Below are 15048 nucleotides of genomic sequence, written 5' to 3' on the forward strand. Positions count from 1 at the left end.
CGGATATCCACTCGGCATGGCAACCTCCCAAATCCACGGATGTTGCACTGACCGTATGAATCCACCCGGCGTGTCGTGTGCGTGGTTTAAGTGTCGCGAACGGCGGCCGTCAGCTGTGGTGGAGCTCGTCAACCGCCTGCGCCCACGTGATGTGGCGATGCTGCAGTCCGGGTTCGTTGCGACCGAACAGCAGGTGGTCGCTTGCGCCCGACTCGAGGTTGGCCTGCAGGCCTTCGACCAGCCGGTAGTCCTCGTCGCGCACCGTGGCGTGGGCATACTCGAAGACGGCTTGCGCGCCGGCGGCCACCGATTCGTCGGACAGGTCCAGCGGTGTCGAATTCTGGTGAACGGTGATCGATCTCCCTGGTCGATCGCCGGGGTAGATCCGGAACAGCTCACCGTTGGCGATGGTTACCGATAGCACGATGTTGGGGAACAGCGCGTAGATCACGACCATGTTCTGGAACGGATCCCACCGCTCTTCGGGGATTTCATCCAGCGCCAGGATCGTGTTGAGCGGGAAGATCAACCGGTGGTGCGGTCCGAACGCGTCGAAAACGGTGCAGTTGCTGCGGGCGATCGTGGCGAAGGTCTGCTGGTGCACCGTGGCGAAATGGTAGTTCTCCGAGAAGGTGTCGACCGCCAGCTTCCAATTGATCGGGCAGTCGAGTATCTTCTCGCCAAGCGGCGACCACCGCCCGATGCCCCACGAATCGAGTTCGTCGGCCAGGGGGCCGAGGTGTGCGGCGACGTCGAGCGGGGACCCGGGATCCAATGCGACCCAAAGGAATCCGGCGAACTCGGTGGCCGGCAGTTCGGTCAGGCCGTTGGCCTTGACGTTGCTTTGGCGGCGACCCGCAGCGCCAGGCTTCGCCGCGCTTGCGATCGCCGCGCCGGGAAAGCCTTCGCGGCCGGGCAGGCCGACCAACCGCCCGGTGTTGTCGTACGTCCATGCGTGGTACGGGCAGGTGAACCGCTTCGCGCTGCCGCAGCCCGTCGCCACCTGGGACTGGCGGTGCAGGCAGACATTGTTGAATGCTCTGACCGATCCATCGGCCGTTCTGGTCAGCAGGATCGACCGGCCCATCACCATCTTGGTGCAGTACGCGCCGGGGCCGGGCAGCTCCGAGGCGTAGCCGACCAACTGCGGGCTGGCCATCACCATGGCCCGGTCCAGGTCGTGGCGCTCGGCCGACGTGTAGGCCCGCGCCTCGACCCGGTACTCGGCCGGGGCGAGGTCGGTGGTCTTGTCGCGCGCCAACTTCAAGGCGCGGCGGGTGAGATCGATCAGCTGGTCGCGTTCCATCTGCCCAGTACAGACCTTGCCACGGTTGTAAGGTCAAGGAGTGGCTGAGCAGTTGCTGATCGGCGACGTCACGGCCCTGACCGGAATCGCTTCCGGTCGCATCCGCCACTACGAGAAAATCGGTTTGCTGCGCGCCGAGCATCTGTCGAACGGCTATCGGGTCTTCGACGTGGAGCAGGTGCTCGACCTGCTGCGCATCGATCTGATGAGAAGTCTCGGCCTCAGCATCAGCGACATCCAGCGCTTGATCGCGGGCGGGCGCACGACGTTGGCGGGTGTTCTCGACGAGCACCGGGCGTTGTTGATGCACCAGCGCGACCGGCTGGACGAGTTGATCGCGGCCATCGACCGATCCCGCGCCGAATCCCTCGCCGCCGCCGATTGCCCCGACGCCGACGTCAACGAGGACATCCTGCGCAAGCTGGCGACCAGGCACCGCGACAGCATCGGGGTCATCGGGCGGCTCAGCGCGCCGCTGTCTGCGCCCGTCGCCGCCATGTACGCCGACCTGTTCGACGAGTGGGACTTGCCGGTGCCGGTCTTGTTCGGGCAAATGGTTCTGCCACCGGCGGCCAGCACCCTGCTGGCCCAACTGGCCGAGGCACCGGGGCGTGAAGTGTTGTTCGACCGGTTGCGCAACCTCGCCGGCGACGTGGTCGGGTTGGGTGACGATCGGGCGGGTGCAACGGAACTCGCGCACAGCTGGATCGACAAGCAGCTGGCCGACCCACTGCCCGACGACGTGGTCCGCGTGCTTCGAGGCGTGCAGCCGTCGTTGGAGCGTGACCCCGTGATCGTGCAGGGATTTCGGGCCTGGGCGGGGTCGATCAACCCGGCGGCCGCCCACTTCCTCGACGAGATCGCCCGGCAGACCGCTCGTCGCGGCCTGGAGGCCGTGAGCGTCATCGTGCTCCCCGCTGCGACGCGGACCGAAACCAACGATGCGGCACTGTGATGCAGATGTAACCAGTGTGGCCAATGTGTCAGATGGTGTTCCTGTCGTACTCTGTCGCTTGTGTCATCGGTTTCGCGACGCGACCTACTCAAATGGGCGGCCGCGACCCCCGCCTTGGTAGGCCTGGGCGTTGCGGGCGCGTCGCTGCGTCCCGCACCGGCGTCGGCGTCGCTTGGCACGCTGTTGGACTACGCAGCCGGGGTCATCCCGGCCAGCCAGATCAGGGCCGCCGGCGCTGTGGGCTCGATCAGATACGTGTCGGACCGGCGCCCTGGCGGCAACTGGATGCTGGGCAAGCCGATCCAGGTCGCCGAGGCACGTGACCTCAATAGCAATGGACTGAAGATCGTTTCGTGTTACCAGTACGGCAAGGGCAACAGCGCCGACTGGCTCGGCGGAGCCAACGCCGGACTCCAGCACGCGCAACGCGGAATGCAGCTGCACGCCGCCGCGGGCGGACCCGCCAGCGCGCCGATCTACGCCTCGATCGACGACGACCCGTCCTATGACCAGTACAAACAGCAGATTGCGCCCTACCTGCGGTCCTGGGAGTCGGTGATCGGCCATCAGCGCACAGGTGTGTACGCCAATTCGAAGACCATCGACTGGGCGCTGCACGACGATTTGGGCTCTTATTTCTGGCAGCACAACTGGGGCTCGCCCAAGGGGTTCGCCCACCCGGCCGCCCATTTGCATCAGGTCGAGATCGACAAACGCAGCGTCGGCGGGGTCGGAGTGGACATCAACGAAATCCTCAAGCCGCAATTCGGGCAGTGGGCCTAGCCCCACGGCTCCTTCACCCGTCACCGGCGGCCCGCGACTCTTAGAGATCCCAGCAAACACTCGTTCGCTCATTTTTCGGCGCAGCGGTCGCGAACGCCGCCCGCTCGACGCGACCGAAGCCGGCTCAGCGCGACTCCACGGCTCGAAATTTTTACATAACGATTACATAACAAAACTGCTTTGATCAGCGCAGTTATAGCTACTCGACCGTAACCACCTGCATGCAGCAGGTTTGTTCGCCGCGCCCGCGCCGCCGATCAAACCCGGTGTTACCCACGACACGGTTACCCATGCGTAGAACTCATCAGTAACCACTCACCACGCAAAACGGGGGTCCATCCTTATGACACTCTTAGTGCAGCCGATGCAGTCCGCCGCGCCGCTCGATCCACAGGGGCGGCCCGCCGACAACACACCGGTCAGCCGTTTCCCGGCTTGATTCGACGCCGAATCGCCGAACCCGCCGCCGGTGGTGACCGGCCGAATGAACCGATACGTAAAGACGCATACAGGGAGACAAAGAAGGTGACGATCCACGAGCACGACCGGGTTTCCGCTGATCGCGATGGAAAAGGCCCCCACGCGGTAGCCGGGGAGACCCATGCTCTGGTCGACCGTCTGACGGCCGGCGAGCCGTACGCCGTTGCGTTTGGCGGCCAGGGCAGCGCCTGGCTGGAGACCCTCGAAGAACTGGTGTCGTCGGCTGGGATCGAATCCGACCTGGCAACGCTCGTCGGTGAGGTGGAACTGCTGCTCGAGCCGGTGGCCAAAGAGCTGGTGGTGGTGCGGCCGATCGGTTTCGAGCCGCTCGCTTGGGTGCGTGCGCTGGCGGCCGAGGACCCGGTCCCGTCGGATAAGCACCTGACGTCGGCGGCGGTGTCGATCCCCGGCGTGCTGCTCACCCAGATTGCGGCCGTGCGCGCGCTGGCGCGCCAGGGCATGGACCTCAAAGCATCCCCGCCGGTGGCCGTCGCCGGGCACTCGCAAGGGGTGCTCGCCGTTGAGGCGCTCAAGGCCGCGGGCGCCCGTGACGCCGAGCTGTTGGCGATGGCCCAGCTGATCGGTGCCGCCGGGACGCTGGTGGCCCGTCGACGCGGGATCTCCGTGCTCGGCGACCGGCCGCCGATGGTGTCGGTGACCAACGCCGACCCCGAGCGCATCAGCCGGCTGCTCGAGGAGTTCGCGCAGGATGTCCGCACCGTGCTGCCGCCGGTGTTGTCCATTCGCAACGGCCGGCGTTCGGTCGTCATCACCGGGACGCCAGAACAGCTGTCCCGGTTCGAGCTCTATTGCCAGCAGATCTCGGAAAAGGAAGAAGCCGACCGCAAGAACAAGCTCCGCGGTGGGGATGTCTTCTCGCCGGTCTTCGATCCGGTGCAGGTGGAGGTCGGCTTCCACACGCCCCGGTTGGCCGACGGCATCGACATCGTCGGCGGCTGGGCTGAGAAGGTCGGTCTCGACGTCGCGCTGGCCCGCGAGCTAACCGAAGCCATCCTGGTGCGACGTGTCGACTGGGTCGAGGAGATCAGCCGTGTGCACGAGGCCGGTGCGCGCTGGATTCTCGACCTGGGTCCGGGCGACATCCTGACCCGATTGACCGCGCCGGTGATCCGCGGCCTGGGTGTCGGCATCGTGCCCGCCGCGACCCGCGGCGGGCTGCGCAACCTCTTCACCGTCGGGGCCGTCCCCGAGGTCGCGCGGGCGTGGTCGACATACGCCCCCACCGTCGTTCGCCTTCCCGACGGCAGGGTCAAGCTCTCGACGAAGTTCACCCGGTTGACCGGACGCTCGCCGATCCTGCTCGCGGGCATGACCCCGACCACCGTCGACGCCAACATTGTCGCCTCCGCGGCCAACGCCGGGCACTGGGCCGAGCTGGCCGGCGGCGGGCAGGTCACCGAGGAAATCTTCGCCGGCCGCATCGACGAGCTCTCCACGTTGCTCGAGCCGGGCCGCACCTATCAGTTCAACGCGCTGTTCCTCGACCCGTACCTGTGGAAGCTGCAGGTCGGTGGAAAGCGGTTGGTGCAGAAAGCGCGTCAGTCCGGTGCGGCGATCGACGGACTGGTGATCAGCGCCGGGATTCCCGACCTCGAGGATGCCGTCGAGCTGATTGCGGAGCTGAACGACGTCGGCATCAGTCACATCGTGTTCAAGCCCGGCACGGTCGAGCAGATCCGCTCGGTCATCCGCATCGCGACCGAGGTGCCCACCAAGCCGGTGATCATGCACATCGAGGGTGGCCGCGCCGGTGGCCACCATTCGTGGGAAGACCTCGACGACCTGCTGCTGGCAACGTATTCGGAGTTGCGGTCGCGCCCCAACATCACCGTCTGCGTGGGCGGTGGCATCGGCACACCCGAGCGGGCCGCCGAGTACCTGTCCGGGCGCTGGGCGCAGGCGTACGGCTTCCCGCTGATGCCGATCGACGGCATCCTGGTCGGCACCGCGGCGATGGCGACCAAGGAGGCCACCACGTCGCCGTCGGTCAAGCGGATGCTGGTCGAGACGCAAGGCACTGACCACTGGGTCGGCGCCGGAAAAGCGGTGGGCGGCATGGCTTCCAGCCGCAGCCAGCTGGGTGCCGACATTCACGAGATCGACAACAGCGCTTCGCGGTGCGGCCGGCTGCTCGACGAGGTCGCTGGTGACGCGGAGGCCGTCGCCGAGCGTCGCGACGAGATCATCGCGGCGATGGCCAACACCGCCAAGCCCTACTTCGGCGACGTCGCCGACATGACCTACCTGCAGTGGTTGCAGCGCTACGTCGAGCTGGCGATCGGTGAGGGCAACTCCACCGCCGACACCGCCGCACCGGGCAGCCCGTGGCTGGCCGACACCTGGCGCGACCGGTTCCAGCAGATGCTGCAGCGCGCCGAAGCGCGTTTGCACGCAAACGATTCCGGCCCGATCGAGACGCTATTTGACGACGCGACCCTTCTGGAAAGCCCCCAGCAGGCCATCGCCACGCTGCTTGCGCAGTACCCCGACGCCGAGACCGTGCAGCTGCACCCGGCCGACGTCCCGTTCTTCGTCACGCTGTGCAAGACGCTGGGTAAGCCGGTCAACTTCGTCCCGGTCATCGACAAGGACGTGCGGCGCTGGTGGCGCAGCGACTCGCTGTGGCAGGCGCACGATGCCCGCTACGACGCCGACCAGGTGTGCATCATCCCGGGTACCGCGGCCGTGGCCGGCATCACCCGGATGGATGAACCCGTCGGTGAATTGCTGGACCGCTTCGAGCAGGCCGCCATCGACGAGGTGCTGTCTTCCAACGGGCAGCCCCGGGCCGTCGCGTCGCGCAGGCTGGGTCGCCCCGACGTGACCGGGCCCTTGGCCGTCGTGCTCGATGCTCCCGATGTGCAGTGGGCCGGCCGCACCGCGATCAACCCGGTCCACCGGATCGCCGACCCCGGCGATTGGCTCGTGCACGACGGACCCGAAAGTCACCGCGCCACGCACTCGTCCACCGGGGCGCGGCTCCAGGTCGACGGCGACCGAGTGGTGCTGAGTGTCCCGCTGTCGGGAACCTGGATCGACATCCCATTCACCCTGCCCCCCAACACAATCGATGGGGGGACACCGGTGGTGTCCACCGAAGACGCTGCCACCGCCATGCGCGCGGTGCTGGCGATCGCCGCCGGCGTCGACGGGCCGGAATTCCTGCCCGCGGTCGTCGACGGGACGGCCAACGTGACGGTGGACTGGGATCCCGAGCGGGTCGCCGACCACACCGGCGTCACGGCCACCTTCGGGGAGCCGCTGGCGCCCGGCCTCACCACCGTGCCCGACGCGCTGGTCGGCCTTTGCTGGCCCGCGGTTTTCGCGGCGATCGGCTCGGCGGTCACCGACGCCGGCGTCCCGGTCGTCGAGGGTCTGCTGAGTCTCGTGCATCTCGACCACGCCGCGCGCGTGGTAGGCGTGCTGCCCAAAGTCCCGGCCCAATTGGCAATCACCGCAACGGCTTCGCCGGCCATCGACACGGATATGGGCCGTGTCGTCCGGGTATCGGTAACGATCGCCGACGCCGACGGCGTGCCGATTGCCAGTCTCGATGAGCGGTTCGCGATCCTTGGGCGTACCGGTGCCGCCGAGCTGACCGACCCGGTGCGGGCCGGCGGTGCGGTGTCGGACAACGCGACCGACACTCCGCGTCGCCGCCGCCGCGACGTCCGGTTGACCGCCCCGGTCGACATGCGACCTTTCGCGGTGGTGTCCGGTGACCACAACCCGATCCACACCGACCGGGCGGCCGCCCTGCTGGCCGGCCTGGAAACGCCCATCGTGCACGGCATGTGGTTGTCGGCCGCCGCACAGCACGCGGTGACCGCCACCGACGGCCAGGCTCGGCCCCCGGCCCGGTTGGTCGGTTGGACCGCGCGGTTCCTGGGCATGGTGCGTCCCGGCGACGAGGTCGATTTCCGCGTCGAGCGCGTCGGAATCGATCAGGGCGCAGAGGTTTTGGATGTGGCCGCCCGCATCGGGTCCGATCTGGTGATGTCGGCGACGGCGCGCCTGGCTGCCCCGAACACTGTGTATGCCTTCCCCGGTCAAGGGATTCAGCACAAGGGCATGGGCATGGACGTCCGCGCTCGGTCCAAGGCCGCCCGCAAGGTGTGGGACAAGGCGGACAAGTTCACTCGTGACACGCTGGGCTTCTCGGTGCTGCACGTCGTGCGCGACAACCCGACCAGCATCATCGCCAGCGGCGTGCACTACAACCACCCCGAGGGCGTGCTGTACCTGACGCAGTTCACACAGGTCGCGATGGCGACCGTGGCGGCGGCGCAGGTCGCCGAGATGCGCGAGCAAGGCGCGTTCGTCGAAGGCGCCATCGCCTGCGGCCATTCCGTCGGGGAGTACACCGCGCTGGCCTGCGTGACCGGGATCTACGAGCTGGAAGCGTTGCTGGAGACGGTGTTCCACCGCGGCTCGAAGATGCACGACATCGTGCCGCGCGACGAGCTGGGCCGCTCCAACTATCGGCTGGCGGCCATCCGGCCGTCGCAGATCGACCTCCCGGACGACGAGGTGCCCGGGTTTGTGGCCGAAATCGCCGACCGCACCGGTGAATTCCTGGAGATCGTGAACTTCAACCTGCGCGGTTCGCAGTATGCGATCGCCGGCACGGTCCGCGGTCTGGAGGAGCTGGAAGCCGAGGTGGAGCAGCGTCGCGAGCTCACCGGCGGCAAGCGCTCGTTCATCCTGGTGCCCGGCATCGACGTGCCGTTCCACTCGCGGGTGCTGCGCGTCGGGGTCGCTGAGTTCCGCCGCTCGCTGGAACGCGTGATGCCGCGCGACAAGGACCCCGACGTCATCATCGGGCGCTACATCCCCAACCTCGTGCCGCGTCCGTTCACCCTGGACCGCGACTTCATCCAGGAGATCCGGGATTTGGTGCCGGCCGAACCGCTCGACGCGATCCTCGCGGACTACGACACGTGGCTCACCGAGCGCCGAAACGAGATGGCGCGCATCGTCTTGATCGAGCTGCTCGCATGGCAGTTCGCCAGCCCGGTGCGCTGGATCGAAACCCAGGACCTGCTGTTCACCGAGGAGGCCGCGGGCGGTCTGGGCGTGGAACGGTTCGTCGAAATCGGCGTGAAGCCGGCGCCGACCGTCGCCGGACTGGCCACCAACACCCTCAAGCTGCCCGAATATGCCCACAGCACAGTGGAAGTGCTCAACGCCGAGCGCGACGCCGCAGTGCTGTTCGCCACCGACACCGACCCCGAGCCGGAGCCCGAGGAGGACGCGGAACCGGCCGAGTCGACCGAGTCGGCAGGTGCCGCCGCCGTGGAGGCCGTACCGGCGCCTGCGCCCTCGGCCGCTCCGTCAGGCCCCCGCCCCGACGACATCGGGTTCGACGCCGCCGACGCCACCCTGGCGTTGATCGCGCTGTCGGCCAAAATGCGCATCGACCAGATCGAGGAACTGGACTCCATCGAGTCCATCACCGACGGCGCCTCGTCGCGCCGCAACCAGTTGCTGGTGGACCTCGGTTCGGAGTTGAACCTGGGCGCCATCGACGGCGCCGCCGAGGCCGACCTGGCCGGGCTGCGGTCACAGGTGACCAAGCTGGCGCGCACCTACAAGCCTTTCGGCCCAGTGCTTTCCGACGCGATCAACGACCAGCTGCGCACGGTGCTGGGGCCCTCGGGCAAGCGGCCCGGCGCCATCGCCGAGCGGGTCAAGAAGACCTGGGAGCTCGGCGACGGTTGGGCCAAGCACGTCACGGTCGAGGTGGCACTGGGAACCCGTGAGGGCACCAGCGTTCGCGGGGGCGCCATGGGCCACCTGCACGAGGGCGCGCTGGCCGACGCCGCCTCGGTCGACAAAGTCGTGGACGCCGCCGTCACATCGGTCGCCGCGCGCCGTGGCATCGCGGTGGCGCTGCCGTCGTCGGGCGGCGCCGGTGGTGCCACCGTCGACGCGGCCGCGTTGAGCGAATTCACCGATCAGATCACCGGTCGCGACGGTGTGCTCGCCTCGGCGGCCCGCCTCGTCCTGAACCAGTTGGGATTGGACGACCCGGTCAGCGCGTTGCCGGCGGCCACGGACGCCGAGCTCATCGACCTGGTCACCGCCGAACTCGGTGCGGACTGGCCGCGGTTGGTGGCACCGGCTTTCGACGCCAAGAAGGCCGTCGTGTTCGACGACCGATGGGCCAGCGCCCGGGAGGACTTGGTCAAGCTCTGGCTGACCGACGAGGGTGACATCGACGCCCAGTGGAAGAACCTGTCCGAAAGGTTCGAGGGCGCAGGCCATGTCGTCGCCACCCAGGCCACCTGGTGGCAGGGCAAATCGCTGGCCGCCGGTCGCCAGATTCACGCGTCGCTCTACGGCCGCATCGCCGCCGGCGCCGAGAACCCCGATCCCGGTCACTACAGCAGCGAGGTCGCCGTGGTGACAGGCGCTTCGAAGGGTTCGATCGCGGCGTCGGTGGTCGCGCGACTGCTCGACGGCGGGGCCACCGTCATCGCCACGACATCGAAGCTCGACGACGAGCGGCTGGCGTTCTACCGCGGGCTGTATCGCGACCACGCCCGGTACGGCGCGGCGCTCTGGGTCGTCGCCGCCAACATGGCGTCCTACTCCGACATCGACGCACTGACCGAATGGATCGGTACCGAACAGACCGAAAGCCTTGGGCCGCAATCCATTCACATCAAGGACGCGCAGACCCCCACGCTGCTCTTCCCGTTCGCGGCGCCTCGCGTCGCCGGCGACCTATCGGAGGCCGGTTCGCGCTCCGAGATGGAGATGAAGGTTCTGCTGTGGGCGGTGCAGCGGTTGATCGGCGGACTGTCCAAGATCGGCGCCGAGCGCGACATCGCGTCGCGGCTGCACGTGGTGCTGCCCGGCTCGCCCAACCGCGGAATGTTCGGCGGTGACGGCGCGTACGGCGAAGCCAAGTCGGCGCTGGACGCGTTGGTGAGCCGTTGGCGCGCCGAATCCTCCTGGGCGGCAAGGGTCAGCCTTGCGCACGCGCTGATCGGCTGGACCCGCGGCACCGGGCTGATGGGCCACAACGACGCCATCGTCGACGCCGTCGAGGAGGCCGGTGTCACCACCTACTCCACCGACGAGATGGCGGCCATGCTGCTGGACCTCTGCGACGTCGAGTCCAAGGTCGCGGCGGCCGGCGCGCCTATCAAGGCGGACCTGACCGGCGGCCTCGCCGAGGCGAACCTCGACATGGCCGAACTGGCCGCCAAAGCCCGCGAGCAAGCCACATCGGGCGAGCACGCCACCGACGACACCGCGGCCGCGGGCACCATCGCCGCGTTGCCGTCGCCGCCGCGCGGCTTCACGCCGGCACCGGCGCCGGATTGGGCCGACCTGGACGTCGACCCCGCCGACCTGGTGGTGATCGTCGGTGGCGCCGAGATCGGCCCGTACGGCTCGTCGCGCACCCGGTTCGAGATGGAGGTCGACAACGAACTGTCGGCGGCGGGCGTCCTGGAGCTGGCCTGGACCACGGGACTGATCCGCTGGGAGGACGACCCACAACCGGGTTGGTACGACACGGAATCCGGCGATCTGGTTGATGAAACCGAGCTTGTCGAGCGCTACCACGACACCGTGGTGGAGCGGGTGGGGATTCGCGAGTTCGTCGATGACGGCGCTATCGACCCCGATCACGCCTCGCCGTTGCTGGTGTCGGTGTTCCTGGACAAGGACTTCACCTTCGTCGTCTCGTCGGAGGCCGACGCTCGCGGGTTCGTCGAGTTCGATCCGGAGCACACGGTGGCGCGGCCGGTCCCCGATTCGAGCGACTGGCAAGTCACGCGCAAGGCGGGCACCGAGATCCGGGTGCCGCGCAAGACCAAGCTGTCGCGAACCGTCGGCGCGCAGATCCCCACCGGGTTCGATCCGACCGTGTACGGCATCAGCCAGGACATGGCCAGCTCCACCGACCGGGTGGCGCTGTGGAACATCGTCGCAACCGTCGACGCGTTCTTGTCTTCGGGATTCACCCCGACCGAGTTGATGCGATGGGTGCACCCGGGTCTGGTGGCCAGCACCCAGGGCACCGGCATGGGCGGGATGACGTCGATGCAGACCATGTATCACGGCAACCTGCTCGGCCGGAACAAGCCGAACGACATTCTGCAGGAAGTGCTGCCGAATGTTGTTGCCGCCCACGTCATTCAGAGCTACGTGGGCAGCTACGGCGCGATGATCCACCCGGTCGGCGCGTGCGCGACAGCGGCGGTGTCGGTCGAGGAGGGCGTCGACAAGATCCGCCTCGGCAAGGCCGAACTGGTCGTGGCCGGTGGATTCGACGACCTGACGCTGGAAGCCATCATCGGTTTCGGCGACATGGCGGCCACCGCCGACACCAGCATGATGCGGGGCCGGGGAATCCACGACTCGAAGTTCTCCCGGCCCAACGACCGGCGCCGGCTCGGTTTCGTCGAGGCGCAGGGCGGCGGCACCATCCTGCTCGCCCGCGGCGACCTGGCGCTCAAGATGGGTCTGCCGGTGCTGGCCGTGGTGGCCTACGCGCAGTCGTTCGCCGACGGCGTGCACACTTCGATCCCGGCCCCGGGTTTGGGCGCGCTGGGGGCGGGCCGCGGCGGCAAGGAATCGGCGTTGGCGCGCTCGCTGGCCAAGCTCGGCGTTGGCGCCGACGACATCGCGGTGATCTCCAAGCACGACACCTCCACGCTGGCCAACGATCCCAACGAGACCGAGCTGCATGAGCGGCTGGCGGATTCGTTGGGCCGCTCCGAGGGCGCCCCACTGTTCGTGGTGTCGCAGAAGAGCCTCACCGGGCACGCCAAGGGCGGCGCGGCGGTCTTCCAGATGATGGGCCTGTGCCAGATGCTGCGTGACGGCGTGATCCCGCCCAACCGCAGCCTGGATTGTGTCGACGACGAACTGGCCGGGTCGGCCCATTTCGTCTGGGTGCGTGAGACGCTGCGGCTGGGTGAGAAGTTCCCGCTCAAGGCGGGGATGTTGACCAGCCTCGGGTTCGGCCACGTGTCCGGGCTGGTGGCGCTGGTGCACCCGCAGGCCTTCATCGCCACGCTGGACGCCGATCAGCGCGCGGACTACCAGCGGCGTGCGGATGCGCGATTGCTGGCCGGTCAGCGCCGGCTGGCCTCGGCCATCGCCGGCGGCACGCCGATGTACGAGCGGCCAGCGGACCGTCGGTTCGACCATGACGCACCGGAGAAGCGCCAGGAGGCGGCGATGCTGCTCAACCCGGCTTCCCGGCTGGGTGAGGGCGAGGCCTACGAGGTCTCAGCCGGATGACGTCGGTTTATTGCCCGGCTTTCCCCCGCAAGCGGGAGGTACCCCCACCTCGGCCCCCAGCGCGGACCGCATCGTCGCCGGGCTCGACCGTCCGTTAGCCTGGCCACCCATGGGAATTGTCGGTGTGGGGATCGATGTCGTCTCCATCCCTGATTTCGCCGAGCAGGTCGACCAGCCGGGAACGGTTTTCTCCGAGACGTTCACACCGGGTGAGCGCCGCGACGCCTCGGACAAGAGCTCATCGGCGGCGCGCCACCTGGCGGCCCGCTGGGCCGCGAAGGAGGCGGTGATCAAGGCCTGGTCGGGGTCCCGGTTCGCGCAACGACCCGTGCTGCCCGAGGACATCCACCGCGACATCGAGGTGGTCACCGACATGTGGGGGCGGCCCCGGGTGCGGCTGAGCGGCGACATCGCCAAGCATCTGGCCGACGTGACGATTCATGTGTCGCTGACGCACGAGGGGGATACCGCCGCCGCTGTGGCGATCCTGGAGACGACCGCCGACTAGCCTCGAGATCATGAGTGATCTTGTTGAGCGCGTCCGCGAGGTGTTGCCGTCGGTACGCCGCGACCTCGAGGACTTGGTGCGCATCGAATCGGTGTGGGCCGACCCCGGCCGCCGCGACGAGGTGCACCGCAGCGCTCGGGCGGTGGCGGATCTGTTGTCGCAGGCGGGTTTTGGCGACGTGCAGATCGTCAGCGAAGGCGGTGCGCCGGCGGTCATCGCACGCCATCCCGCGCCCCCGGGTGCGCCGACCGTACTGCTCTACGCCCACCATGACGTGCAGCCCGAAGGCGATGCCAGCCAGTGGGCGTCGCCACCGTTCGAGCCCACCGAACGCGGCGGGCGGCTCTACGGCCGGGGCAGCGCCGACGACAAGGCCGGGATCGCAACGCATTTGGCGGCGTTCAAGGCGCACGGCGGCCAACCGCCGGTGGGCGTGACCGTCTTTGTCGAAGGCGAGGAGGAATCCGGCTCGCCGTCACTGGGCCGGTTGCTGGCCGCCCACCGCGATGCGCTTGAAGCCGACGTGATCGTCATCGCCGACTCGGACAACTGGAGCACCGACGTTCCGGCGCTGACGGTTTCGCTGCGGGGCCTGGTCGACTGCGTGGTCGAGGTCGCCACCCTCGACCACGGGCTGCACTCCGGCCTGTGGGGCGGGGTGGTTCCCGACGCGCTGAGTGTCCTGGTGCGGCTGCTGGCGAGCCTGCACGACGACCACGGCAACGTGGCGGTGGCCGGCATGCACGAAAGTACGGCCGCCGCGGTGGATTACCCGCCCGAGCGGGTGCGTGCCGACTCCGGGCTGCTGGACGGGGTGTCCGAGATCGGTTCGGGGTCGGCGCCCCAGCGGCTGTGGGCCAAACCGGCGATCACCGTCATCGGTATCGACGCCACGCCCATCGAGAAAGCGTCGAACACACTGATCCCGCGGGCCCGCGCCAAGATCAGCATGCGGGTCGCGCCCGGCGGCGACGCCTCGGCGCACCTGGCTGCGTTGACCGCTCATTTAAAGCGGCACGCGCCATGGGGTGCACAGGTCAGTGTCACGCGCGGCGATGTTGGTGAGCCCTACGCCATCGACGCCAGCGGACCCGTGTACGACGCCGCTCGCGCGGCGTTCCGCCAAGCGTGGGGTACTGAGCCGATCGACATGGGCATGGGTGGCTCCATCCCGTTCATCGCCGAGTTCGCCGACGCGTTCCCGCAAGCCAAGATCCTGGTCACCGGCGTCGAGGACCCCAGTACTCAGGCCCACAGCATCAACGAGAGCCTGCACCTCGGCGTACTGGAACGCGCCGCGATCGCCGAGGCGCTGCTGCTGGCCAACCTGGCCTGATTGCGTGCAGGCCGAGGGCTCTTAGGGCCAGGGGAAGCCGGGCGCCGGCGGGGGTACTTGGGACGGATCGGCCTCCGCAAAGTGATACACCGGGCCCGACGGGCCGTTCTCAACGGTAACGGCGAACCAGTGGCACACACTCAGATCGAATCCTGGCGGTATCGGAACCGTGTATCCCCACTTCTGGCCAGGGCAGTAATGCCAATACGACGGCCCAGCCTGTGCGGGTGCGGCCACGCCAAGGCTGGCCGCCGCTACGCCGGCAGAAACCAACGCGCCCGCGATGATCCGACCCAGACTGCGAGGTGTTTTCATCGGAAGACCCTTTTCGTTGTCAGTTGCGCCGCACCTCGCGGCGATCCACTCGCGAAAGTTTGGCGGCCGCTTGCGCCTAC

Annotated in this window: 7 protein-coding genes; 5 read left to right on the forward strand and 2 right to left on the reverse strand. The window is 68.2% G+C overall.

What is annotated here, in order from left to right; genetic code table 11:
* Positions 1–109: 109 nt before the first annotated feature.
* The gene (locus AWC17_RS23695; RefSeq protein ID WP_046182678.1) at positions 110–1306 is read right to left on the reverse strand and encodes an aromatic ring-hydroxylating oxygenase subunit alpha; all 1197 of its coding nucleotides are present in this window, start codon (positions 1304–1306) and stop codon (positions 110–112) included.
* A gap of 40 nt (positions 1307–1346) precedes the next feature.
* Here AWC17_RS23695 and AWC17_RS23700 point away from each other — a divergent pair, with 40 nt between their 5' ends.
* The 5 genes from AWC17_RS23700 (at position 1347) to AWC17_RS23725 (ending at position 14653) form a co-directional block, all read left to right on the forward strand.
* Positions 1347–2261, forward strand: coding sequence for a MerR family transcriptional regulator (locus tag AWC17_RS23700; protein WP_046182677.1), 915 nt, complete (start codon positions 1347–1349; stop codon positions 2259–2261).
* A gap of 60 nt (positions 2262–2321) precedes the next feature.
* Positions 2322–3044, forward strand: coding sequence for a glycoside hydrolase domain-containing protein (locus AWC17_RS23705; protein WP_046182676.1), 723 nt, complete (start codon positions 2322–2324; stop codon positions 3042–3044).
* A gap of 525 nt (positions 3045–3569) precedes the next feature.
* The gene (locus tag AWC17_RS23715; protein WP_046182675.1) at positions 3570–12809 is read left to right on the forward strand and encodes a type I polyketide synthase; all 9240 of its coding nucleotides are present in this window, start codon (positions 3570–3572) and stop codon (positions 12807–12809) included.
* Between the two features lie 109 nt (positions 12810–12918).
* A complete protein-coding gene (gene acpS, locus AWC17_RS23720; protein WP_046182674.1) occupies positions 12919–13317 on the forward strand; it encodes a holo-ACP synthase AcpS in 399 nt (132 codons plus the stop codon).
* Positions 13318–13327: 10 nt separating this feature from the next.
* Positions 13328–14653, forward strand: a complete 1326-nt coding sequence (locus AWC17_RS23725) for a dipeptidase (RefSeq protein WP_046182673.1) — start codon at positions 13328–13330, stop codon at positions 14651–14653.
* 21 nt (positions 14654–14674) lie between these two features.
* Here the strand turns inward: AWC17_RS23725 and AWC17_RS32190 are convergent, their stop codons facing one another.
* The gene (locus AWC17_RS32190; RefSeq protein WP_141224743.1) at positions 14675–14968 is read right to left on the reverse strand and encodes a hypothetical protein; all 294 of its coding nucleotides are present in this window, start codon (positions 14966–14968) and stop codon (positions 14675–14677) included.
* Positions 14969–15048 lie beyond the last annotated feature (80 nt).

The organism is Mycobacterium nebraskense (genome assembly GCF_002102255.1).
In the GTDB taxonomy this organism is placed as follows: Bacteria; Actinomycetota; Actinomycetes; order Mycobacteriales; family Mycobacteriaceae; genus Mycobacterium; species Mycobacterium nebraskense.